This window comes from Bradyrhizobium tropiciagri (assembly GCF_001189845.1).
In the GTDB taxonomy this organism is placed as follows: domain Bacteria; phylum Pseudomonadota; class Alphaproteobacteria; order Rhizobiales; family Xanthobacteraceae; genus Bradyrhizobium; species Bradyrhizobium tropiciagri.
Genome location: NZ_LFLZ01000009.1, coordinates 171,451 through 194,570 on the forward strand (window position 1 = coordinate 171,451; position 23,120 = coordinate 194,570).

The 23,120-nt window shown below is 59.9% G+C and carries 15 protein-coding genes, 1 tRNA gene and 1 pseudogene; 10 read left to right on the top strand and 7 right to left on the bottom strand.

The window, feature by feature from the left end:
• Window positions 1–47: 47 nt before the first annotated feature.
• Window positions 48–2,588, top strand: a complete 2,541-nt coding sequence (locus tag AKN84_RS48325) for a HEAT repeat domain-containing protein (RefSeq protein WP_193399643.1) — start codon at window positions 48–50, stop codon at window positions 2,586–2,588.
• On the top strand, window positions 2,542–3,993 hold the full coding sequence (locus tag AKN84_RS10495) for a hypothetical protein (protein WP_128970639.1): 1,452 nt from the start codon (window positions 2,542–2,544) through the stop codon (window positions 3,991–3,993). The genes AKN84_RS48325 and AKN84_RS10495 overlap by 47 nt, the downstream gene beginning before the upstream one ends.
• A 63-nt stretch (window positions 3,994–4,056) precedes the next feature.
• Here the strand turns inward: AKN84_RS10495 and AKN84_RS10500 are convergent, their stop codons facing one another.
• From AKN84_RS10500 to AKN84_RS10510, 3 genes are read right to left on the bottom strand one after another with little or no spacing between them, the layout of a single operon-like run.
• Complete coding sequence (locus tag AKN84_RS10500; RefSeq protein ID WP_050420627.1) at window positions 4,057–5,034, bottom strand: restriction endonuclease; 978 nt, start codon at window positions 5,032–5,034, stop codon at window positions 4,057–4,059.
• 12 nt (window positions 5,035–5,046) lie between these two features.
• On the bottom strand, window positions 5,047–6,474 hold the full coding sequence (locus tag AKN84_RS10505) for a nucleotidyl transferase AbiEii/AbiGii toxin family protein (RefSeq protein WP_050420628.1): 1,428 nt from the start codon (window positions 6,472–6,474) through the stop codon (window positions 5,047–5,049).
• Entirely contained in the window at window positions 6,471–7,283 is an 813-nt protein-coding gene (locus AKN84_RS10510) for a type IV toxin-antitoxin system AbiEi family antitoxin domain-containing protein (RefSeq protein ID WP_050420629.1), read from the bottom strand. The genes AKN84_RS10505 and AKN84_RS10510 overlap by 4 nt, the downstream gene beginning before the upstream one ends.
• A gap of 750 nt (window positions 7,284–8,033) precedes the next feature.
• Here AKN84_RS10510 and hxsA2 point away from each other — a divergent pair.
• From hxsA2 to AKN84_RS10535, 5 genes are all read left to right on the top strand, one after another.
• Window positions 8,034–8,255, top strand: coding sequence for a His-Xaa-Ser repeat protein HxsA2 (hxsA2, locus tag AKN84_RS50640; protein WP_430649901.1), 222 nt, complete (start codon window positions 8,034–8,036; stop codon window positions 8,253–8,255).
• A complete protein-coding gene (locus AKN84_RS10520) occupies window positions 8,239–8,589 on the top strand; it encodes a hypothetical protein (protein ID WP_050420631.1) in 351 nt (116 codons plus the stop codon). The genes hxsA2 and AKN84_RS10520 overlap by 17 nt, the downstream gene beginning before the upstream one ends.
• 15 nt (window positions 8,590–8,604) lie before the next feature.
• Window positions 8,605–10,053, top strand: coding sequence for a His-Xaa-Ser system radical SAM maturase HxsB (gene hxsB, locus AKN84_RS10525; RefSeq protein ID WP_050420632.1), 1,449 nt, complete (start codon window positions 8,605–8,607; stop codon window positions 10,051–10,053).
• On the top strand, window positions 10,050–11,255 hold the full coding sequence (hxsC, locus tag AKN84_RS10530) for a His-Xaa-Ser system radical SAM maturase HxsC (RefSeq protein ID WP_128970640.1): 1,206 nt from the start codon (window positions 10,050–10,052) through the stop codon (window positions 11,253–11,255). The genes hxsB and hxsC overlap by 4 nt, the downstream gene beginning before the upstream one ends.
• A gap of 1,016 nt (window positions 11,256–12,271) precedes the next feature.
• A complete protein-coding gene (locus tag AKN84_RS10535; RefSeq protein WP_050420634.1) occupies window positions 12,272–12,616 on the top strand; it encodes a KTSC domain-containing protein in 345 nt (114 codons plus the stop codon).
• Between the two features lie 678 nt (window positions 12,617–13,294).
• On the opposite strand, the gene AKN84_RS44910 is transcribed toward AKN84_RS10535, so the two are convergent.
• The 3 genes from AKN84_RS44910 to AKN84_RS10550 all read right to left on the bottom strand — a co-directional run bounded on the left by AKN84_RS44910 (window position 13,295) and on the right by AKN84_RS10550 (window position 18,287).
• Window positions 13,295–13,504 (bottom strand): helix-turn-helix domain-containing protein, encoded by a 210-nt coding sequence (locus AKN84_RS44910; RefSeq protein ID WP_128970641.1) that lies wholly within the window; start codon window positions 13,502–13,504, stop codon window positions 13,295–13,297.
• Between the two features lie 1,736 nt (window positions 13,505–15,240).
• Window positions 15,241–15,552: a DUF736 domain-containing protein gene (locus tag AKN84_RS10545; protein ID WP_050420636.1), complete on the bottom strand. Its 312-nt coding sequence runs from the start codon at window positions 15,550–15,552 to the stop codon at window positions 15,241–15,243.
• Window positions 15,553–16,262: 710 nt separating this feature from the next.
• Entirely contained in the window at window positions 16,263–18,287 is a 2,025-nt protein-coding gene (locus AKN84_RS10550; RefSeq protein WP_050420637.1) for a ParB/RepB/Spo0J family partition protein, read from the bottom strand.
• Window positions 18,288–19,428: 1,141 nt separating this feature from the next.
• Here AKN84_RS10550 and AKN84_RS10555 point away from each other — a divergent pair.
• Complete coding sequence (locus AKN84_RS10555; RefSeq protein WP_128970642.1) at window positions 19,429–19,665, top strand: hypothetical protein; 237 nt, start codon at window positions 19,429–19,431, stop codon at window positions 19,663–19,665.
• Window positions 19,666–19,667: 2 nt separating this feature from the next.
• A complete protein-coding gene (locus tag AKN84_RS10560) occupies window positions 19,668–20,942 on the top strand; it encodes a hypothetical protein (RefSeq protein ID WP_050420639.1) in 1,275 nt (424 codons plus the stop codon).
• A gap of 18 nt (window positions 20,943–20,960) precedes the next feature.
• Here the strand turns inward: AKN84_RS10560 and AKN84_RS10565 are convergent.
• A tRNA-Gln gene (locus AKN84_RS10565) sits at window positions 20,961–21,034 on the bottom strand.
• Window positions 21,035–21,254: 220 nt separating this feature from the next.
• Here AKN84_RS10565 and AKN84_RS10570 point away from each other — a divergent pair.
• A pseudogene (locus AKN84_RS10570) lies at window positions 21,255–23,032 on the top strand (acyl-CoA dehydrogenase family protein).
• Window positions 23,033–23,120: the final 88 nt, after the last annotated feature.

Below are 23,120 nucleotides of genomic sequence, written 5' to 3' on the forward strand. Positions count from 1 at the left end.
ATTCCCATATCACGATTCGTTGTCAGACCCCTCCGCTGGGACCGTCCGTGGACCGCAACATCCAAAAGGCTATCGAGGCAGGAGAGCGAACCGAAGCAGCCATGCTGCTTGTGCGCAATTGGTGCACGCACGTGCGCATCAAAAAGTTCGGCGGCACGGGCATGGTCGAGCAGATGACCGGCCTGCCCATCGGCAACCATGGTCTTGAATGTGACCACGCCACGGCGGGCGGCTTTTACTCATGGGATTTGCGGGAGTCCGCACTGGATTTCTATGATCGCAACTGCGTCGATTGCAAGAAGCGGAAACCTGTTGGCGTTCCGAACCTGTCAACTCTCGTTAAAGAGCGCGATGACGCGCGTGCCGCCGAGGCTGCGCGCGTAGCGGCTGAACAGCAGAAGCAAGCCGAAGCGCATCAGGCACGCGTGCTTGCACGCACACAGCTGCGCCAAGGCTTGGGCCCTCTCTCCAGCGCCATCGTCGATCACATCGATGAGTTCGACGCGCAGCGCGACCAAGAACACCGCGACCGCCTTTGCGAAAGCGCGCGCCTCGCACCCGAACACTTCGTCGAGTCCCTGATCGAATATATCTTCAAGCTGACCGAGAAGGAGCCGTGGTTCACCGAAGCCGGTCTCACCATTCTCGATCATGTGAAGGCGGACCCTCAGCGCATCGCGCGGCTCGCAATTGCCCCTCTGGGTAAGACAGGGCCAATCGACACCCATGCCCGTGTGCTGCTGAGCCGCGTCGAGCACATTGACCCGGCCCAGATCGCCGATGCGGTCCCTGCCATTATCGAATTCGCCAGCCCTTACGACGAATTCAACTTTGGGCGGGAGCGCGCGCCTAAGCCCGAGTTGCTGCAAGCCCTTTGGGCGGCTTATCCGGCTCCGATTCGTGAAGTCCTCGACCGGCTATTGTCGTCGCGCCGTCACTACATGGTTGAATTGGGCGCACGCGGCCTGCTGGCGATCCATGCGCGCGATCCGCTGGTGCTAAAGCCGTTTCATCGCTCCATGGTGTCGAAATTCTCGCGCGCGGAGCTGCTGCTCGACGATTACGATGAGTACCGCAGCTCGTTCCGCTTCTTGCGCGATGCGATCGTGGCAGCCTTTGAAGATGCACCCGAAGAAATGGACGCGCTGGTACAGGAGTATATCTCGGGGGCGGACAAGCGCTCGAAAAACCATGCTTACAAGATTTACGAAGCTGCGTTGCGTTACGATTACGACGGGCCGGTTATCCGGCCGACGTCGCGCGTGCACCGCATCGCCTTTAAACGCTTGCTCTGGGCGGCTACGACCGAAGAAAGCGAGAAGGTCTTGCGGCATGTGCACGAGATGCTGCGCGGGCGTCCGCGTCAGATGGTCGAGATCGCGCGCGCCGAAATCGATGGTCTTCTAGGAGCCGTGCTCCTGCTCGATGACCGGCTGCGCCGCCACGATGAGGCCAAGCCAGCCGAGGGTGAAAAGACCTTCCTGGATGTATTGGAGCGCCGCAATCAGCGGAGCACGATCACGCAGTTGATGAAGTCGTTGATCGAATGGGCCAGCACCGCGGCCAAGGGCGATCTGGTCTTGATGAAGAGAGTCGTGGCCTTGTTCGACCAGATACCCGAAGGACGGAATGATCTTCACGGCATCGTCCTTGGCTGCGTCGAGCATCTCAGCGACACGGTTGAAGGCCTCAAGCTGGTATTGCCGCATCTTTATTATGGGTTGGTCGGACCATCGGCGCTCGTCAGGGCCTATGCCGCCGAAGCGCTCGGCGACATGCGGCACGATAACATTCCGCCCCTTGTTTATGAGGCATTCTTGGCACTTCTTTTGGACCCGTTCGTTGTCGTGCACCAAGCCGCCGTAGACGCCTTGGGACATCTGGAGCTGCCGGAGGAATTGCAGGAGCGTGCCGCGCAAGCTCTGCTCAATCTTGTGAAGTGTTACTCGCAGAAATCGGGCGAAGACCGCTTTTTGATCGAGTGTGTGCGCGAGCTGGCTTATGAGCTGCGGCGGCTTGGCAAGGCCGAAGGTAACGTTGGAAAATACCTTGTTCAGGTCCTCCTGAAAGCCGATCCGCTCTATTTGAAAAGCATGATCCGCTCGCTTGGGCATGCTTTGGGGAAAACCAAAGGATTTGTCGATCTCGTGCTCAAGCTGCTTCCTGGGCTGGATGGACACAATCATCACCGTGAGGATGAGTTGAGGCTTCTCGCGGAATTGCCGGATGCGGCCATCCTCTCGCGGAGAGAGGCATTCGAAAAGCTCGGGATCGACGTCGCACCGGAGCGGCCTTGGCTGGCAGCCTACATCGTCGAGGAACTGGCGCGTGCGGGCGCCTGGAGCGAAGCCAGCCGGGTTGCGGACGCAGGCGCGAAGGTCGAACCCACCATCCATAATGAATCGCGCCTCATCTACATGACCTTCATGAAGATCACAGCCGCGTTTGAGGAAGCCATCGCAGAAGGGCGCGGTGATGCGCTTGAGGCGTTGACTAAGCAATGGGAAGAGAACGTCAAGCGCGAGGAGGAGTTCAAGGCGGATGTCGAAAGACGCAATTCTCGATCAAGTTTTCCCTACACGCGCTAAAGCGGTGCTCGCTCTTCGGGCGGCGGCAGCAAAGGCGGACGTGGAAACCTTTCAAGCCCTGGCGGCTGAGGCGAAAGACCTTGCAGCGGCGTTTGGACGCGCCCCTGCCGCCAAGCGCTGGGACGCGTTTGCGTCTGCGCTCGAGATCACACGGCTGTTGGTCGAATGGGAACAGGCCTCTCTTACGGCGGCGATCGACCCCGACCGATTTTTGCGTACGGCACGGCTGCAACTGAAACGGCTTCGCAGCGAGGCGAGCGGCGAGACCTTCGCAGACAAACTGATTGAGACCTTGTCGGTCATTGATGGCGAATTTGATTTCGCTGGTATCGGGCCGCTTCGCCAAAGCCTCGCGGCCATTCCCCTGCCGGTTGCGATTTACGCCGATCCTAAACCCAAATTGCCGGCTTGGGCACATGAACGAGAGGGATCTGACAAGGAGAAAGCCCCCGATCTCACGGTCGCCTTTGTCGAGTTCACGATCAACGGCACGACGGCGGAGCGGATCCAGGCGCTTCGTCCGCGCGAGAATCACGATTTGGATATTGCCGTCCGGGTTTCGCGCTGGCCTGAAACCGCGACCGCGCTAGTGCTCAGCCCAATCTCCATCGAGCCGCCGAGCAGTTACGATCTCCCCTCCTTCCGCTTCACGCGGCCATCGGGCGATCCGCCCCATCTCTTCAAGCAACGGGGGCGCATGATCCTGCATGCGCCTCAAAATCTGAAAGCGCGCCCGTTTGAGTTCATCTACACGGCCGAGTTCCAGCCGACCTCGACCGAGAAACCGGTCTCGATTGCAGGACAGCGGACATTGCGGCTTGATGGGTCCGCGCCGGATCGCCAGCCCTACACCGGGTATCGCGATATCGATACCAAGCTGATCGCGTTACGGGACCAGCTCAGGCTTGAGCCGCTTATCCCTGAAGCCGACCTTGATGAGTTGCTGGCCGTGCTGGTGCCCTTGGCCAATCTGATGGGACAATCGGTCCAGGATAACAAGTTTCCGGCGGTAATTTCTGAGGCTGAATTTCAGAGGCAGGCCCGGGAATGGCTTCGGCAGCTACCCGCGATTGGCTCACAACTCGAAGAGCAAGCGCATTCGACCGGTGGGAGGACGGACCTGTCCTTCCATGGCATTCGAATTGAACTGAAGAGCGAGCAGACCAAAAGACTACTACCTGATGACTGCAAAAAATATGCGTCTCAAGCCGCAAGCTATGCCGTGGGCACCAACCGCCGCGTGGCGGTCTTGTGCGTGCTTGATTGCAGCCCCAAAAAGCAAGGCCCCTATCCCATGGAGGACGGTCTGTCCGTTCATGCCATCGATACGGGCACATCACCGGTCTATATCGTCACTCTGCTGATACAGGGGAATTTACCTAAACCCAGCGATCTGTCACGCTAAGTGAGGAGGTGGCGTGTAATCGTCGAAAGTAAATTCTGGCGATTTCAAGTTTGGCGACAACCTCTAATCACGCACTGCTTTTGGCCAATCCGCCCGGCCAAAGGTCCCCGAAAGCAGGGCTTCTTGAAGATTCGCGTCCTCAAGCCATAGCGCACTGCTCAAGCGGTAATAGGTGCGGCACAATGAGACAATCTTGTCTTTTCCGCCTAAGTGAACGGGAATCGTAAACTCCGTAATCCCGCTGTAGGCCGGCCTTGCGAACCCGGAGCTTGAGAGCAGCAGGCCCGCGGTCGCCTTTCGGGCGGCGGTTACCCGGACCAACTTCTTTAAGTGAGAGATTCCGGGCTTTTGCTCATTCCAGTGCTTTAACTCCACAAGATAGACCTGCTTCATGCCCTCCTCGAAAGTGGTCAGCTCCAGGTCGACCCCTCCATCCTTGCTGGAACGGGTGACCCGCGTGTCAAAGCCGATGCCTTCAAATACTTCGCCCAGCAGTCTTTCGAGGTCTCTCCATTCGACTTTCGAGAGCTCATCGGGATGCTGGGCGAGCGCCTTTGCCAGCTCTCGCATGGCATGGCGCACAATAGTTTCGCATCTCGAAACCACGTCCTGTGGTTCGGCCTGTTTGCCGATCCAATTGCGAAGTTGTTCGGGTCCTAAGAGGTCTATCTCTCCGAGCCCGATCGTATCGGCGCGTTGGATGGCATCCGCTGAAAAGCCAAGGCGTGATACGATCATAGCGCGGTCGAAAGGTCCGGCGGTTTTCAACTTGAAAGCCTGCTCAACGGACTCGATACCGGCTGGTCTTGATCCGGCTTTAACTTCGACTGCAATCATCTTCAAGGCGCCGTCGACCTTCGCGCGGATGAAGCAATCGACTTCTAGCAGCGCGCTTGACGATCCGACGAAGCCCTTTTCTGTGACGGGGTAGCCGCACGCCTCGAAGATTTGAACGAGCAACTTCTCCGCATCTGATGGCTCAATAAACTCACCCCGCTCGAAACGATCCAGGAGAGCCAAGGCTGATTGCAGTTTGCTCATGCGGCCGCCCGCTTAATATTTTGTACGGACATAAGTCCCGTAGGAGCCATAACACTGGTAGCCCGCCCTATTCTTGTGCGGCCGCAACTCGCTGTCGTGAGTCTTGCGCTCGAACAGCTTTCCGCACACCGTGCAGCGAAAGACATAGATTGGGCCACCGCTCGCTGTCCGCGATCGGCGTCGGGTCGAGGTTCGAGGCGCTACAATTCCCGCGGGCCGTGATGTCGGAGGAATTGACTGCGGGCCCGTCGGTGTCAGCTCGATGGGATAACGCGGCGAGAAGGTCGTCTGCGTCTGCGAAACCCCTAGAATGCTGTCGAGGCGATAACTGCGCGGTTGACCATCTTCTGCACGAACGGCCATCAACAGAACATCGCCCGCTCGGGAGCGGCGCAGAGAGTAAGCTTCGATGGCGCGTGTCGAGCGTTTGCCCTTCTGATCGCGATAGTCGATGTTGACCAACAGCCGGTTGGCGGCGGCGAACCGAATACTCTCGATGAAGGCCTGACCGGATGATCCCGCCGGCAGGCTGATGATGCGCTGACGAATGATTTCTTCCGTCGCCCCGCCCATAGGCGGCATTGTCGGTAGAACCGTCGCTGTAACCTGGCCGTGAAGCCAACCAAATATCTCTGGCAGAGCATCCCAGAAAGATGTGATTGGCAGCAGGGCAGGAAGCTGGTGATTCAGCATGCCGGACCAGCCGGCCTCAACATCTCCGCGGTGCGGCTCGATGTCGGAGAGCTTCGGCAGCTGGATGCCTTTGAAGAGACATTTCTCCCGCAAAACCGCAACAAATTGGTGCTGCTCGGGACGAGCATCGGTATTGCGATAGAGGTTGACGACATCGTAGAGGTCTCGAGGCCGGGTACGCTCGGCAAGCGCCCGGAACTTTTCGGCGAAGGCTTCGACGTAGTCGTAGGCGAGCACCTCGATTCCTTCTTCGGGCGCATCGGAATAAGGATGGAAAATTTCGACGGTCTCGGGCGGCAGGACGACGCGTTCGTCGGCGGTCAGGTCAAGTTTGATGCGCGGCAAGGGCCGGGTTGGTGAAACCGGCCCCTTGTAGCTGATCTTGCCTTGGCAGGAGATTTGGCCACGCGGGTTGCGATAGATATCAAACTCCTGCTGATCGGCAGGGATTTCAATGCCTGTCTCTTCGTAAACCCAGGTACCAACCTCGGCAAAGACGCGCTTGAGAAACGCTTCGTCAAGATGGGCCTCGTCGCGGAGCGTGAAGTCAAGATCCTCGGAAAAGCGATAGGTTTCAAAGAAGCATTTCTTGAGACAGGTGCCGCCCTTGAAAATCCATTTCTCGGTGAGTTCTTCGTGAGCGTAGATGCCGGCAAGCATCCAGCCGAGGACATAGTCCTTTTCGATGACATGCGGTGTGAGCGACGTCTGCGCGGCAAGATCAAGGATTTCGCGCTTGTCGATCAACTGACGTCTCCGGTGGCCCAGGATAGGGGAATGAGGAGCCGCCATCTTGAGATGAGTCGCTTGCATTCCAAAGCAGGATCAAGCTTGGCATTGCCGGCCGTAAGCCTTGTGCGACATTGCTCCGCAAGCCCCCTTCCGTCATCCTGCCTGTCGGCTAGGAAGCCAAGGCGTTTGAATACAGCGCCATTTCCGAGCAGGTCGGCATATTCGATCAATTTTTGATCGCTGCGATCGGGCCGTTTGAAGTACGTGCTCAGGCAGTCGGCGACCAGCTGAATGCCACCGCCCACGGCTGGATCGTCGAGCATGTCGACGATGGTCCGGTGCACATCGGAAACACGCACCTTCGTGTGATGCCGCCAGACAGGTTTAGTACCGAATATCTTCTCGGCTTTCACGTGTTTGAGCGAAAAATCAAAGCCGTGCCGTTTTTGGTGCTTCGTACGGATGACCTGGCCTGTGACCACGACGATATCCTTGAAAATCTGCTCGGTAAGATCCCAGTGCTCGGCGGCAGTGCGGCCGCCGACGTAGGCTGGTGCGAAAAGCGCCGGCACAAGAACCCAGCCATCATCAAGAACACGTTCCGCACCAAGGGTATCGATGGATGCAGGAACGTAAGCACCAGTTCCGACCCGGCTGAGCCAGCCTTGCTCGCGCCAGCGGGCAAGCCGCTTGGCCGCCTCGACCCGTGAAATGGCAAGCGCCTTCTCGACGTCGACGATGTGGATGACATCCCCCGAGGCAGCAAGGACGCGCTGAAGCTGCGCGCGGCCCTGAGGAAGGCGATATTGGGCACGTTCTTTCATATGACAAACTTCGCAAAAATATGGAAAAATTGCATATACAATATAATATGCCTCGTGCGACAGCAATTCAACTATGCTATTTTTCGCAAAAATCGTGAATTTTTACATATAAACTATACTTTCTGACCTTTGATTCAAAACGGCTTCCCGCGATCAGCTCCATCGCTGTTTGGTGATCATCTGACTCGAACAGGTGCCGGCAGCGATCCATCGTGACCTGAAGGCTGCAAAGGCCGGCACGCCGCGGTGGCGGCAAATGAAGCTGAAAGAGAAACAAGGCGGGCGTGAACGCGTATCGCCCACATGAAATGGCTCCGGGTCGCGCGAGCATAGCGACGGCGAAGCCGACACAGCGAGTGCCCCCGGCAAGGAACACCTTATGTCCCGCGCGATGGGATCGTCACCGGATCGGCTGAGACGCAGACTCGGTAAGCCAGCTTATAGAGCCCGGTCCGTAGAGCGGCCACGCCAATCAGAATGTCCGACCGATACGATCACCTACCTGCATCATGCGAGGCTGAACAGCCTCAACACCGGGCGAACATCCCTCGCCGCCCGGAATATCTCGATCTGGCCGAAAGTGCTCAAAACGTGTCTTAAGCAGGGATTTCGACAATAGAACTATGGACGCCTCGCCCTCGGAAGTTGTACCGTCATCTATTATTTGAAGAAATAAGGGGGAAGGGTCGTATGACTGAGAAGTCAAAAGTTGTGCTATCGCTTGGTGCAGCGCTCGCATCGCTGACCGGAATGGCCGTTCAGGAGGCCGGGGCAAAGGTACCAGCCACCGACGATACAGCCGGCGTAGCGTCCGAAATGACCGTCTCCAACCCAGCGCCGAACGCTCACTATCAGGTGGGTGAGGATCTTCTCGGGTTCGTTATGACGAAGCAGAACGATGGTACCATCGTCGCCCAACATTCCTCTCACGCGTCGCATGCTTCTCACGCGTCCCATGCTTCTAGCCGCTAAGCCTCCAGCAGCGTCCCAGATCGAGATAGCCGTCGATTTCGATGCAAGCCTCCAGAGCATCGAGGCTTTGGATGCGGCAGCTTATCGTCTGATCGGAACGGCGACCTGCCAGGTTGAGCGGACGAGCGACCGCTATTTTTGCCGCTTGGTTTCTTCTGCCAATCCGCAAAAGGGAGCCACACTCCGTCCGGACGAGCTCAGAGAGCGGTTTCTGAATCTCGTCGCCGATGAGAACTTGCGGATTCGTGTTGCTGAAAAGACCGAAGGCGTTCGAAATGTCATCCTTGCACTGGCCTTCGGAGCCCTGGCCGCTCACCAAAATGATGCCGGATAAGCCTGTCGGGGAACCATGGCGCGGTTTTTACCTCCTGAGAGCTTCGGTGCAGCAACCGGAGATATCGCGTTGCTGCCGTTCAATTTTGAGCGCTCCGGCGCCAATCAGTATCTCGTCGCCAACCTGGTCGGCGATTTTGTCCGCCTGACCGAAGATGAATTGCACAGGCTGGTCGACCTGCAAGTTCGACCCGGCGATGGGCTCTACGAAAAAGCTTACGCCGCTCATCTGCTCACCGGAACAAACCAGAAGGCACAACGGCAGCTGTTGGCGGCGCGGCTGAGAAGCCGGATGTCATTTCTGCAGCAGACGACGCCGCTCCATATTTTTGTGGTGACGCTGCGGTGCGAACACTCTTGCCCCTATTGCCAAGTCTCGCGTCAAAGTACTGACCGCTCACGTTTCGATATGAGTGAGCAAACCGCAATGCGCGCGCTCGACATTGCGTTCGCCAGCCCCACGGCACGGATCAAGATTGAGTTTCAGGGCGGCGAGCCGCTTCTCAATTTTCCATTGATTAGAACGATTGTTGCGGCTGCGAAGCAACGGTCCGGCAAGAAGCTCGACTTCGTCATCGCCTCAAACCTAGCCTTGCTGGACAACACCGTTCTCGAGTTTTGCAAAGAGAACGACGTCCTCCTCTCAACGTCCCTTGACGGTCCGGCCGACCTGCATAACCAGAACCGCCCCCGCCCCGGCGCGAACAGTCATGAGCTTGCTGTTGCTGGAATTCGGCGCGCGAGGGAGGTTCTAGGTCCCGACAAGGTCGGGGCCTTGATGACTACCACGGAGGCGAGCCTCGACCGCGTTGATGAGATCATCGACGAATATCTCCAACTGGGACTAGATGGCATCTTCCTGCGTCCGCTGTCTCCATTCGGATTTGCGATCAAAACGAAGCAGTTCGCCAAATACGACGCCCAGAAATGGCTTGCGTTCTACGAACGCGGGTTGCGCCGCGTTCTGGAAATCAACCGTCAGGGTACCCCGTTTCGCGAGTTCTACGCGGCGCTGCTTCTCACACGGATGCTCTCGGACCGCCCGATCGGCTACATCGACTTGCGCAGTCCCGCCGGCGCCGGCCTTGGCGCACTTGTCTACAACTATGACGGCAGCGTTTTCGCATCGGACGAAGGCAGAATGCTCGCCGAGACCGGCGACGATGCGTTCCGTCTTGGTCACGTTGAACACGACAGCTACAATTCGCTCATCCTGTCGGACAAGCTGATTGGCGCGATCTCAAAGTCGCTGACACAATGCGCGCCCGAATGCTCAACCTGTGTTTATGAGAGCCACTGCGGGGCGGATCCGGTCTATCATCATGCGACACAGGGGGATGCTCTCGGCATAAAGCCGTTGTCGGCGTTTTGCGCGCGCCAGAAAGGCATCATGGGCCTGCTGCTCGATATTCTGGAGAACTCTCCGGAAGATGCCGCCATTTTACGACGATGGGCAGCCGCATGACCCTTCCTCTCTATGGCACAGCCTCGCAGAGCAGTGGATTTTCCTCGGACAGAACCCGATCCGTCCTCCGGCTTCGGTCGCCAGGCAGTACCGCCGAACGTGACGTAGCGGATTTCGCGCTCACCCGAACGCCAGACGACGTCCGGCGTGCAATAGAAGCTGACTGGCCGTCCATCTTTGTCGTCTCTGATGCACCCATTAATTTTCCCGGCACGTTCCGAGGACGGCTGGTCGCGGTCCCAACAAAATATGACTATCTAGGTGACGGCGATGTGATCGGCTTCGATCACGTGTCCAGGAAATTCCGCACGCTGTATCGCCGGAATTCGGCGCATAATTCGTTTCTCGTCACGGAACGGTGCAACAATTACTGCCTGATGTGCTCGCAGCCGCCGAAGGCGGTCGATGACAGGTGGATACTCAGCGAAATCAAGGAAAGTTTGGCTCTCATTGATGCGGCGACCCGCGCGCTGACGTTCACCGGCGGAGAGACCCTGTCGGATTGGGAAGACTTCATCGCCGTCCTGAAGGAGTGCCGCGATCGGCTGCCGGCAACCGCCGTCCAGGTGCTGACCAACGGCCGCGCGTTTGCCGACTCTCGGATCGTCGACGCTTGGCGAGATATCGGCCACCCGAACCTGATGGCCGCCATTCCGGTCTACGCCCCGGTCGATCATGTCCATGATCACGTCGTGCAGGCCAAGGGTGCGTTCGATGAGACGATGCTTGGTATCCTGAAGCTCAAGGATCGGGGACAACGGGTCGAAATCCGCATCGTGCTGCATGCATTGACCGCGCCGATCATCGAAGACACTGGTAAGTGGATTGCCCGCAATCTGCCGTTCGTCGACCACGTCGCATTGATGGGGCTCGAAAACACGGGCTTTGCCATTGCAAACGACGCCATGCTCTGGATGGATCCGATGGACTATGGCGACGGGCTCGCGAGGGCTGTCGAACACTTGAGCGCTGCTGGCGTCAGCGCATCGGTCTATAACCTTCCGAAATGTGTCCTCCCAAAGTCAGTCTGGCCGCATGCGCTCCAATCGATCTCGGACTGGAAAAATGGCTTTGTCGAAGAATGCGCGCGATGCGACGAGAAAAGCACGTGCAGCGGCTTTTTTACGACCGGACGTCCGCGATTTAGCCATGGCGTGCGCGCGATCACTGCCAAACGAAAATTGAACGAGCTCGCGGTTTAGCAGAGACTAGGTCAGGTAGAACGAACATGAAGATTCATCGTGGTCTCCTTATCGCTGCCGCCATGATTGGCAGTGTCTCAGTAAGTCCCTCCTTCGCAAAGACCACAAAGGACTGCACAGCGGAGTGGCGCGCCGACAAGGCGGGCATGCAAGCCCGGGGCGTGACTGAAAAGGCGTACGTTGAACAATGCAAGGGCGGAGCCGAGCCAACTGCCGCTGCGCCGGCGGCGAAGCCGGTCGAGCCACCGCCGCCAGCACCCACGCAGGCGACAGTCACCGGATCGAAAACAGCAAAAGATTGTACCGCCGAGTGGCGCGCTGATAAGGCCGGCATGCAAGCCCGCGGTGTGACAGAAAAAGCTTACGTTGAACAATGCAAGGCAGGCACTACGCCAACGGCATCCGCCCCTTCTCCGAGGCCGAGCGCCCCAACGCCTCCGCCCATTGCGGCGCCGTCACCGCCGACGAGTACCTCGTCTTCCCAGAAGACCGCTAAGGATTGTATCGCTGAATGGCGAGCCGACAAGGCGGGTATGCAAGCCCGGGGTGTCACCGAAAAGGCCTATGTCGACCAGTGTAGGACCGGCGCCGCCGCGCCGGCCTCGGCCGCACCTGAGCCGCGACCAACTCCCGCAGCTCCTCCGCCGAGCCGACCCGCTCCGGCCCCCACGCAAGCTGCGCCAGCTCCCGCGCCGCAAAAGCCCGCGCCGACCACGACGGCTGCACCCGTGCCTCCCCCGGCACAGCAGCCCTCAGTTCCCCGAGACAACGCTACGCTGGAGGCCGGGCAGTTCGCGGATGAGACCTCCGCCAAAGCCCACTGCCCAACCGACACCGTCGTATGGGTGAACCTGCCGTCAAAGGTTTATCACTTCGCGGGAACGCGGAGCTACGGCACCACGAAACGCGGCGCTTACATGTGCGAGAAGGAAGCGATCGCGGCTGAAGACCGTGCTTCGAAAACCGAAAAGCATCCCTGAGGCCAATCGACGGCTATCTAGTTAGGGGCATCTTGCATGGTTCGGTTCGCTGCCTTCCTCGCTGCTTCTCTTGCCGGCGCCACCGGGGCGGCGGCGGAGACCATCGACGTCAAATATTACGGCAAACTGGATCTGGCTCCCTTTGTCTGCACCGATGTCACGCGGAGCAGTTTTATCAACCGCGCGTGCTACGACAAATCGAAACAGTTCATGGTCGTGCAACTGAGATCGATCTATTACCCCTATTGCGAGCTATCGGCAGCAACCTTCGAGGCGTTTTTGGGCGCGCCATCGATGGGCCAGTATTACAACGCCAACATCAAGGGCTCCGGCTCGGACGGTCCTTTTGACTGCCGTACGCACCGCGCCCCAACTTACTAAGCCGAGCCCAGGTTCTCTGCACGAAGCCATTTCACTCTAGTTGCGTCTTGATCGCGAAGTTAGGAGGCTCGAATTATGGGCGCCGGCACAAGGCCAGCGTCGATAGGATGACACCCAGGGTGACCGCCACGACCGTAACCCGCTTCACCCGCTCGTCACGCGCCGGAAAAATCATATGACGCGGACCTTGGTCCGTCTCAACCGGCTCGAACCTTTCGGGCTAGGTCGCACACCCGGTGACGCCCATCGGCGTACCGAAGCTCGCGCACCGCTGCGTTCGGTTCATCCGCTACCATCATCACGTTGCGGAAATGCGGCTCGTCATCCGTCCATCCGTCCATCCTGTGTTGCAAGGAGCACAGGCCGGCACAGTTATCGGGGCGTACAGGAGGCAGCGTTGGAGGGCAGATACAGCGCCCGTGACACCACATGGTCAACGGTCGCGCCATCGACGCCGCAATAGGCGCAAAGCCGGATCTTGGCTTCCTTCATCCAACCGCCGCTGTTGTTGAAGACTGATCAACCCGTTCACACCGTGCGCGAATATCGGGCCGAAGCCACGCGGTAGGACAGGACCGCCTCAGCAAACTTGCGGTGGGACCAACCTTTCGGACCGGTCCGGGTGGTCTAGACTACTGGATGTTTACGCCCTGACAATGGGGATACTCACCCCCAAGACTATCGGTCCTGAAATAAGACGACAGGATCAACACCAAGCGCTTCCGAAATTTGTTCAAGAGCGTCAACGGTCGGTGAACTTTCCTGGCGTTCGATCATTCCAATGTAGTTGCGATTCAGGCCAGCACGATCGGCCAATTCCTCTTGGGAAAGGCCGCCCTTCCGTCGTAGACGCCGAAGATTTTGGGCTACCACCCGCCGCAACTTCATGCGGCAAGACGGCCTCAAACGTCACTTGATCTCCACCTAGTATACTAGGTATTGTTCGTGCCTCATTGGGAAGTTTTAGATGACCCATGCGCGAACCCCATCGATCAAACCGTTCGTCGAGCACGTCTCCCTAATCGACAGGCGGCTTCTCCGCGTTGGCTATCGAGCTGACGGGGCGGACTCCTTCTTAGCAAGTGTTGAACTTCCCGTTGAATTACTTGAACACGAAATCGTTGGCGGCCTTGAGTTGGTCACTACGATTAGTCCTTCCGGCGAAATCGTGTCCCAAATCTTCGGGTCATCCGGATTGGTTTTGGAGGGGCCTCATTCGACCGTCTCAATTGATCGTCTGGTTTCACAGACCGTCGACAGCGACAACCTTCGACTAGAGGAGCTACCGACAAGTGAACTGAGCGGGCTCTTGAGATCGCTGGAGGCATCCATCGAACACGTAAGGACGGCACTCGCACAGAGGGCATAGCTCCCCGTCAGTGGGAATCCTAATAATCACTAAATGACGACCCTGCAAAATAGACCCGGAATCCATGAGCGAGATAGTTGTGTGCGATGACCCGGTCGTTTCCATCGCCTTCCTTGCCGCGCAGGGCGATGTGCATATGGTGATTGGCCGGCGCTGAAACGGTTGACGGCGAGCCAGTCGAGCCTGGTTCCGAGATCCCGCTTCGGCTGCCGCATGAGGTGCAGGTTCGTCAGCTCCGCACAACGCCAAACCTGAACTGGTGGCGATCGCTGGCACCGCGCGCTGTATCGGGCTCGCCATCAGCGCGATCACCACTTGCCTCGTATAGCTCCCCTGGCGCGTCCTCGCGGATGACGCGTCGCGCCGGACGTATCGCAGGTGAGCTCGCACTACACAGTGCCACCTGACTTGGTCCGCACTAATACGCCCCTTGGCCGCGACACGGCGTTGGTCTGGCTTCGTCCGCGCTCGCCCAGCACCATACCTATCGCGTGACCGCGGACGAACCGGCCACCGCGAAATGAAGGACCTGTCCGAGCACTGGCGCCAGCCTTAACTGTTTCCCGCCGCACATATCGCAGATAGCAGGTCGCCCTCCTGGCTCTGCGAAAGTTTATCCGTCCGAGCATTACTTCGAGTTCTTCGTCAATCTCTCGCATTGCCCGCATCCGACATTGAACAAGCCGACGATATGTCAAGTCGAGGATTGGCCGACAAGATGCAGACGCAATTGCGCAGACAGGCTATAGTCTTGGGTCGAGCGTGGTGACAGTGTAGAGTTAGAAAGCTCCAAATCTTGGATGTGCAGACAACCACTTAGCCGCTCTCCGGCGACAGTGCTTTTATCTTGCTATGCGCCCTAACCTGCTCCGTCCCCAAGCTTCGTTGGTCTGGCTTTCCTCTCATTGCCTCGTCAATTCACCCCATGTTCGATCAGAGCGGCATGAAACAGCGGCCTTTTGCACAAAAATACGAAGGGCAATTCGAGCTCTGAGGGCATGAGCGCACACATCATTTCGGTTCGTTAGAGGAACGAAATTGACCTTACGAGATCGAAAATCGGAGCTCGATCCGACTCAAAATGCGAGCGTCAGCTCAAAAATACTGCGTCAAATTCCCTCGGATCGACCGCATTTTTCGGGTCGCGAAGAGGCACTTCTGAACGCAAAAGTGTTCCTCTTCCCCTTCTTGAAGGGGCGCAAGCAACGGAAAAAGGCCCCGCCTCCGAGGAGGCGGGGCCGATGATCCGATGCGATCAGTCGCCGGTGCGGCGCGACCAGATCAGGGTGAAATCCTCGTCGCCGTCGACCTTGACCAGCGAGGCGTAGATCGGAGCCGGGAAGCTCGGATCGTCGAGCTTGACCGAGAGATATTCGCGATCGCTGTCGCGGACGGTCTTCTTCCAGGCGGCGCCGAACTCGGTCGCGCCGGCGAAAATGCGGTAGTCGGGAGCCTTGTCGTTGTCCTTCTCGGAGGCCGTGAACTTGGCCTTGATGTTCAGCGTCAGCGTCTTGATCGAGCCGGTGTAGCCGTTGTCCGAAGCGGTGAAGGTGCCGATGGTCGCCATGGTAATCTCCGTCTGTTGGTCGGGCCGAGCCCATCGCAGCCTCGATGGCGATCCTTGGCCCGGGGAGCGATCGGCCCGCAGCCCTTGGGCCCGCAGCGCCAGCGGAGGACGGCGAAAGCCTGCTTTTTTGTCTTGCGCGAGGAATGCCGCCGCTAGGCGGCAGGGGAAAAAAGCAGGCGTGAGCCGTTGCGGGAAGGCGATCGAGGCTCTTGCCGTCCCTCGGGCCTGATCAGCCCATTCGAGGATGCGTTGGACGCGAGTCCCGTGCCCGAACTGACGGGGATTACCGTGGCTGCCAAAGCCAACCGGAGCACAGGGAAACGGCGGTATCGATCGAGAAAACGTCGACGTCTGCGCACGAGATGGCAAGATGATGCACCGGGCAAATGAACGCGAACCCAGCTGCATGTTGGCTTGCAGAACCGACGCCGCTGCCAGAATTATCCGCCCGAAGGCGCGCTCGATACGCGAGGTCCCGGCCATGACCAAGGCCCTCCGCCTATCGCCTCGTCCCTGCAAAAAGGAGGCGCAAGACCGCCACCCGGATTGCGGCAAACGGCCACGGATCGGACGGATCCTGGCCCGCGCTTGAGGGGCGGCCAGTGTGGGCAATCGCCGTTTCCCTTCCCCTAAACCGGCCGCGCGCCGTCAGGTGCGCGGCCGCAAATTTGGAGCTTGCCGGCGACGTAGTTGCGGCCCCGGCAAGCCTCCTACTCCGCAGCTTCCGAGCAGAAATCACCGCTCTGCGCCTCGTCTGGCGCGTCGGCTTGATGCTCCGTCCCGGCCGTCCGCAGTAAGGATGGCAGCCATCTGGTTGCCGCCAGCAGCTGCTCGGCGGCTGCTGCCATCTCAGCTTTTTTCATGCCCGACAAGCGCTCCGCAGCCTCCTCGCTGACGCCTTCGCGGACGGCCTCCAGAATGCCAGCTTTGGTGACGCGGCCAAGATAGCTGCCGACCGTCGGCCGCCAGTATCCGGTCATGTCAAGGGCAACCGCCTCGGCCAAATGCCGGGCTACCGCGAGGGCGCGGGGCCTCCGGTCAAACGGCAGTTTGACCGCATTGACGGTCAACGCCGCGCAATGCGCGAACAGGGACATGCGGCTGTCCTGATCGAGTTCAGCCACGAACTCCCACAGCTTGCTCGGGTCTCTGGGCATCTGCCTGGCCCAATTGGCATGGCGATCCGACCATGCCTTGCCGGCCCCCGTGTCCTCGATTCCGACCGCATGCACAGCCAAATCCATCTTCACCGGTTGGATGCCGACTACATGAGCATTGGCCCCGAAATAGAAAATCTGAGCCGCCAGCGCATGGGTCACCGCGACGATGGCGACGTCCGGCTGCTCACTCAGATTGAGGCGCAGCCCCAAGGTCCGATGCGCCGTGAGATCGCGAACGAGCGTGTCAGATAGACGCTGATCCTCGTCCTCTTCGTCGCCGGTGCCCTCGTCTTCCTCACCATCGCACGGGGCTTGATCGTCGCCTTGGCCCTCCTCTTCCGAGACCTGAGCGTTGCCGTCTAGTCCGGTTGTGCCCTCGGGTTTCTCGTCCTCGGGGCGGATAAAACCGCGCTCGATCCGCAACGTTCCGTCATGATTGAGGATCACGAACGCGCCTCCGCGTGCGATATCGTCGGGCTCGTAGACCTCCCGTTTCGCCTCCAGCCGCTCGATTTCGGTCTCCAGCTCGCCGAACCGCGCGTCCACCTCGTCAGGCAGTTCCTCGGCCGTTTGATGCTGTTCGGTCAGCCGGTCGAACTCGCTCTGGACCGCCTCAAGCGTGGCCTGATCCTCCGCCGAAAGCTCGACCGGATGCGGGTAGGCGCGGCGCATGCCGTGGGCATGCGGGAAGTCGAGATGGGGCTCGGTCCACTTCCAGCCCTCGGCCGTCCGAAGCGCATCCGCCTCCCGACCAAGCCTTGCCGTCACCAGTAGGTCGAGCAGCGCCACATCTTCCAGATAGCCGCCGCGATCCTCGGTAAAGAGGTCGCGCAGGATCGTACCGCCCGCCTCCGTGTAAGGCTCGAGCCCGACAAAACGCGCGCGGCGGTCGGTTGCTGGGACATGGGTTTCGGTGAGGAGACGGCGGATCGTGCTGGCATCGCGGTCGTAGGAGAGACGCTCATAGACACTTTCCTGCCGGACCTGATCGTCGGTGATGGCAAAGGCCATCACCTGCTCAAGGACGAGATCGCCATCGCGATACAATTGGATCAAGCGTGGGGAAACGACACTCAGCCGAAGGCGTTGTCGCACCACCTGCGGCGAAACGCCGAACCGGGCCGCAATCTCCTCCGCGCCAAAGCTGCGCTCGTCCGCGAGCTTCCTGAACGCCTCGAACTGGTCGGCGGGATGCATGCTTTCCCGGGTGACGTTCTCGTCCAGGCTGATTTCGTGCGGATCATTCGCAGTATCGATAACGCAACGGACCGGCTCGGTCTTCCTGATCTCCTTCCGCTTCACCCGAAGCAGCTGGGCAAGCCGCCTGCCCTCGCCGATAGTCACGAGATAGAACCCGGTGGCCGCGCCCTCACCATCCAACTCCGGCTCGACCACCAGATTCTGCAAGATGCCCTTGGCGGCGATACTCGCCGCATAGGCCTCGATCATCGCTTCGCTGTGCGGCGTCTTGCGCGCATTGTTCGGTGACTTCTTGAGCTTGTTGAGCGGAATGAGAACCTCGGTCCCGCTCGCGGGCATGATTTCAACGCGCCTTTCAACTGACTTGGCCGACATGATCAAACTTCCTTTTGCTTCCATGGGTGCAAGGCGCACCACGCGCCTGCACCCCTGCCCATCGGCGAGATCGGGGGTAGCGAGCGCCAGGGCGACCCGAGCGGTGGGGGATCTCCCGCCCGCAAGGGCCGCTCGCGAGAGCGGGTCTGCACGGGCGCATGTCAGCCGTTCGAGAGAATGAGAAACCTGCAAAAGCACGGAAGACCGGGGAGACCGCTCGGGGCGGCGCCGGCGCCAGCCGGCGCTTTACCCTGGCGCGCGCGAGGGGCAGCGCCCCTTCAATATCTTTATTCAATGAGAAAGACGCGAAGCGGCCGTCGCCGCACCGAAGGTGCGGTGGTTAGCTGATCGCAATGGTGATGCTCTCAAACGTGAAAATGCTGGGCAACGCAAAGGAAGTGAAATCAAGCCAAGAGTGAGCAAATCAAAAGGCAGCCGACGAGAGGGCAGTGATAGCGACGCGGGCATGCAATGACCGCGGGCACCGAGGCGACTGCAGTCGCGAGACCGGTCTAAAATGGCACCCGAGCGCGGGACAGTGATAACGACGCCGGCATGCAATGACGGCGGGGCACGCGAGCGAGTGCCTCCGGCGAGCAACACATTATATCTGTTGCTTGCGCGCGGGATCGACGCCGGATGGCCGAGACGCGGCGCGGCTCGGTTGACGAGAGCCCGATGCGGCGACGGCCGCACGCCCATGCGCGGAGCCGTGTCTCTGAGAGCTGGACCTCGTTGTGAGCTTTCACCCAGCGTCGTCAGTGGCCATCAACGACAAGCGCCAACTTACAGCGAACGGTTCCCGCAGACGCTTGCCTGAACTGCCTGGCGCGCTGTTGGCTGACGTCAGAAAGTGACGTTGAAAGCGATCAGTCTCAACAAGCCCACCGAAGGGTGGAATAACGGGAAAATGATCAGCTTGACCTAACAGCGGCTCGTCATACCGAGATGAACGCAAGCAGTCTGATCTGGGTGGAAGATGCAGCAACTTTGCTTTGCTTGCAGTTGAGTGATTGCTGCACGCCATGTTTGATTGGGATCAGCAGCTCAAGAGTGGAACGATCACCGATGAGCCGTTCTAGGAGCATCTAGCCGTCGGTGCCTAATCTGCTCCTCGTGATGTCAACGTTTGGTTTCGACGATGCAACGTTCCGCCATTATTCCCACCGGCGCATGGCCACGTCGCATGACGGCGGCAATCGCCGCGGGATATTGCGGAGAGACGACCGTCGAAGCATTTCTCAAACGAGTCGGCATCGAGTATCCTCAACCACGGATCAAGCAGGGAAGGCGCCAGCTGTGGTTGAGAGACGATCTGGACGCGGCAATTCTTCCATCGGAGTGGACTCGGGTCACCGACATCGCCGCGGATTTGTAAGCGTGAAGTTGCCTCGTCACGTCATTCCCAAAACCTTGGCCTCGGGCGCGACGGCATTCTATTATAATGTGCCGACCAAATACCGGAAAATCGGCTGTCCCGTTCCGAACGAGCCATTGGGCACTGACTACGGCAGGGCCTGTGGCGAAGGTGGCCGGGCTGCGACGTTGAACGGCCTGTTCGACGAATGGATGGACGCCCGTAAAGGACTTCCCGTATCGAGCGATGCCGCGCCGAGGATCGGGACCATCGACTGGCTTTTTCAGGAGTACAAGACGAGCCGCGCGTATCTGGAGAAGGTAAAGCCGCGTTCGCGCCGAAACTACGAATGGAATATGCGCGAAATCGGCGACACGCTGACCAAACGCGGCGATCGCATCGGTGGGCGACCGATCAAGTCAGTCAGCCCACTCGGGGCGGACAAGCTCTACGACGCCTTTGTCAAGGGAGGGAAAGGCAACCGGCTGCGGACCGCTGAAAAGCTGGTCGTGCTGTGTCGCAAGGCATGGCGTGTGGTGCACCGCCTGCACCCGGCCGAATTTCCATCGGATATCCCCAACCCTTGGCTCGGCGTTACTATGGCGACGCGTGTCAAGTTGGTCAAACACGCCGTCACGCGAGAGCAGACCTACAGATTCGCTCACGGTTGCATCGAGCGCGGCGAGCCGGAGTGCGGCGCTGCCGCGGTCATCTGTTTCGAGTGGTTACAGCGCCCCGAGAACGTGATTGCCGGACATATCAAATGGACCGGTTACCGAACCGGGCCAAGACCGACGATCCGGATCGAGCACCATAAGACTGGCGCCGTGATTGACCATCCTTTGGAGGAGCGGCTAGCCAGTGGCGAGGTCCTCAAGTTCTACGAAGAAGCCGAGGCGGTACTGGCGAAACTAGCCCGCCGCGGCGTACCCATGATCTTGCGAGAAGTCGAGGAAGGCGTTTCCACGCCCTACTCGTTCTCTGGCATGCAAAAGATCGTCCAGCGCATGAGAAAGGAAATCGGCCTGCCCAAAGAGTTCACCCTCGACGCCTGCCGGCACGGGGGCATGACCGAGCTAGAAGAGGCGGAACTCACCGAGGGTCAGGGTCGAGCCCTATCTGCGCACCGCACCCGGGAGAGCTATGCGGGGTATGCCAAGCGCACCGAGGCGCGGATGTTGTCGGCGACCCGGAAACGGCACGCCCACATGCTTGCGAACCAAGCGGCAACAGACGTTCAGAATGCGGCTGCCAACGCCGTTCAGAATGACAGATCAGAGCAACCAAAAATCGCATGAAATATCAATGCGTTAAGTTGGCTGGGGCGGAGGGATCGAACCTCCGAATGGCGGAATCAAAATCCGCTGCCTTACCGCTTGGCTACGCCCCAACGCGCCGATTGAAGGCCACGCCGGTCTATAGGGTGAGTCCCGCCATTTCAACAGGGCGGCGATCGAAAACGCACGAAAGCCGAGGGATGATGACGGCATTCCCATTATAGAGCGCCGCCGCGGTGACCGAAACAGACCGTGCGATGTCCGTTCGGACAGTTGAGAGCCCGCCGGTTTCATGGGATGACAATTCGCAAACGCCTCGTCGGGAGTAACGCCATGACCTACCGTGCGCCGATCAACGATATTCTCTTGTCCCTCAATCATGGTGCGGGGCTTGCTGCCGCCGTCGAGGCCGGCCACTACGGCGATTTCGATGGCGACATCACCGCGGCGGTGCTGGAAGAAGCCGGCAAGTTCGCCTCCGATGTGCTGGCGCCGCTGAACAAGGTCGGCGACGAGCACGGCATCAAGCTCGACAACGGCAAGGTGACCACCGCGCCCGGCTGGCCCGACGCCTATCAGCGCTGGACCGCCGCGGGATGGAACGCGGTGTCCGGACCGGAAGCGTTCGGCGGCCAGGGCCTGCCGCTCGCGATCAACGCCGCCTGCACCGAGATCTGGAGCGCATCGAATGTCGCCTTCGGTCTCTGTCCGCTGCTGACGCTGTCCGCGATCGAGGCGCTCGATGCCCATGGCAGCACCGAGCTGAAAAAGATCTATCTCGAGAAGCTCGTCACCGGCGAATGGACCGGCACGATGCAGCTCACCGAGCCCAATGCCGGCTCCGACGTCGGCGCGCTGCGCACCCGCGCTGAACGCGCCGGCGACGGCACCTATCGCATCAAGGGCACCAAGATCTTCATCACCTATGGCGAACACGACATGACCGACAACATCGTGCATTTCGTGCTCGCGCGCTTGCCCGATGCCCCTGCCGGCACCAAAGGAATTTCGCTGTTTCTCGTTCCCAAGTTCATGGTCAATGCCGACGGCTCGCTCGGCGCGCGCAACGACATCCATGCGAGCGGCGTCGAGCACAAGCTCGGCATGCACGCCTCGCCGACCTGCACCATGACGATGGGCGACAAGGGCGGCGCGATCGGCTTTTTGATCGGCGAGGAGAACGCGGGCATGCGCTGCATGTTCACGATGATGAACCAGGCCCGCCTCGGGGTCGGCCTCGAAGGCGTCGGCATTGCAGACCGCGCCTATCAGCAGGCGCTGGCCTATGCGCAGGAGCGCAAGCAGGGCAAGGCGGTCGGCCACAAGGGCGACGGGATGGATCCGATCATCGTGCATCCCGACGTCAAGCGCATGCTGATGCAGATGCGCAGCATGACGGCTGCGGCGCGCACGATCTGCTACGCCACCGCGGTCGCGCTCGACGTCTCGGTGCGCGCCAAGGACGCCAAGGTGCGCGCTGACGCGGCGGCACGCGGCGCGCTGCTGACCCCGATCGCCAAAGCGTTCTCCACCGATGTCGGCAACGAGGTCGCCTATCTCGGCGTGCAGGTCCATGGCGGCATGGGCTTCATCGAGGAGACCGGCGCCGCGCAGCACTACCGCGATGCCCGCATCACCTCGATCTATGAAGGCACCAACGGCATCCAGTCGATCGACCTCGTCACCCGCAAGCTCGGCGCCAACGGCGGCGCTTCGGTGTGGGCGCTGCTCGATGAGCTCGCCTCGACCATCAAGCAGGTCGAGACCTCCAACGATCCGGCGTTCGGCACCACCGGCACCAAGCTGCGCGACGCCCACGCCGCGCTCGAGCGCAGCAGCAAATGGCTGCTCGAGCGGCTGGCTTCCGCGCCGAACGACGCGCTGGCCGGCGCGACACCCTATCTGCGGCTGTTCGGCGCCACGCTCGGCGGCTGCATGCTCGCAGGCGAGGCGCTCGCCGCCAAGGCGAACGGCGAAGCGAGCCGCAGCGCTACGTCGCATTGGCGCGCTTCTTCGCCGAGAACATCTCCGTGCAGGCGCCGTCGCTGGAAAAGACCGTGACCGAAAGCGCCGAGGCGGTGACCGGCGCGGATGCGGTGCTGGCGGGGTAATACACCTTCCGCCGTCATCGGCTGTATCGTTCGCACGCTAGTTTGGCACGCACGTCGCGCCACATTCACACCCGTCGTCCCTGCGCAA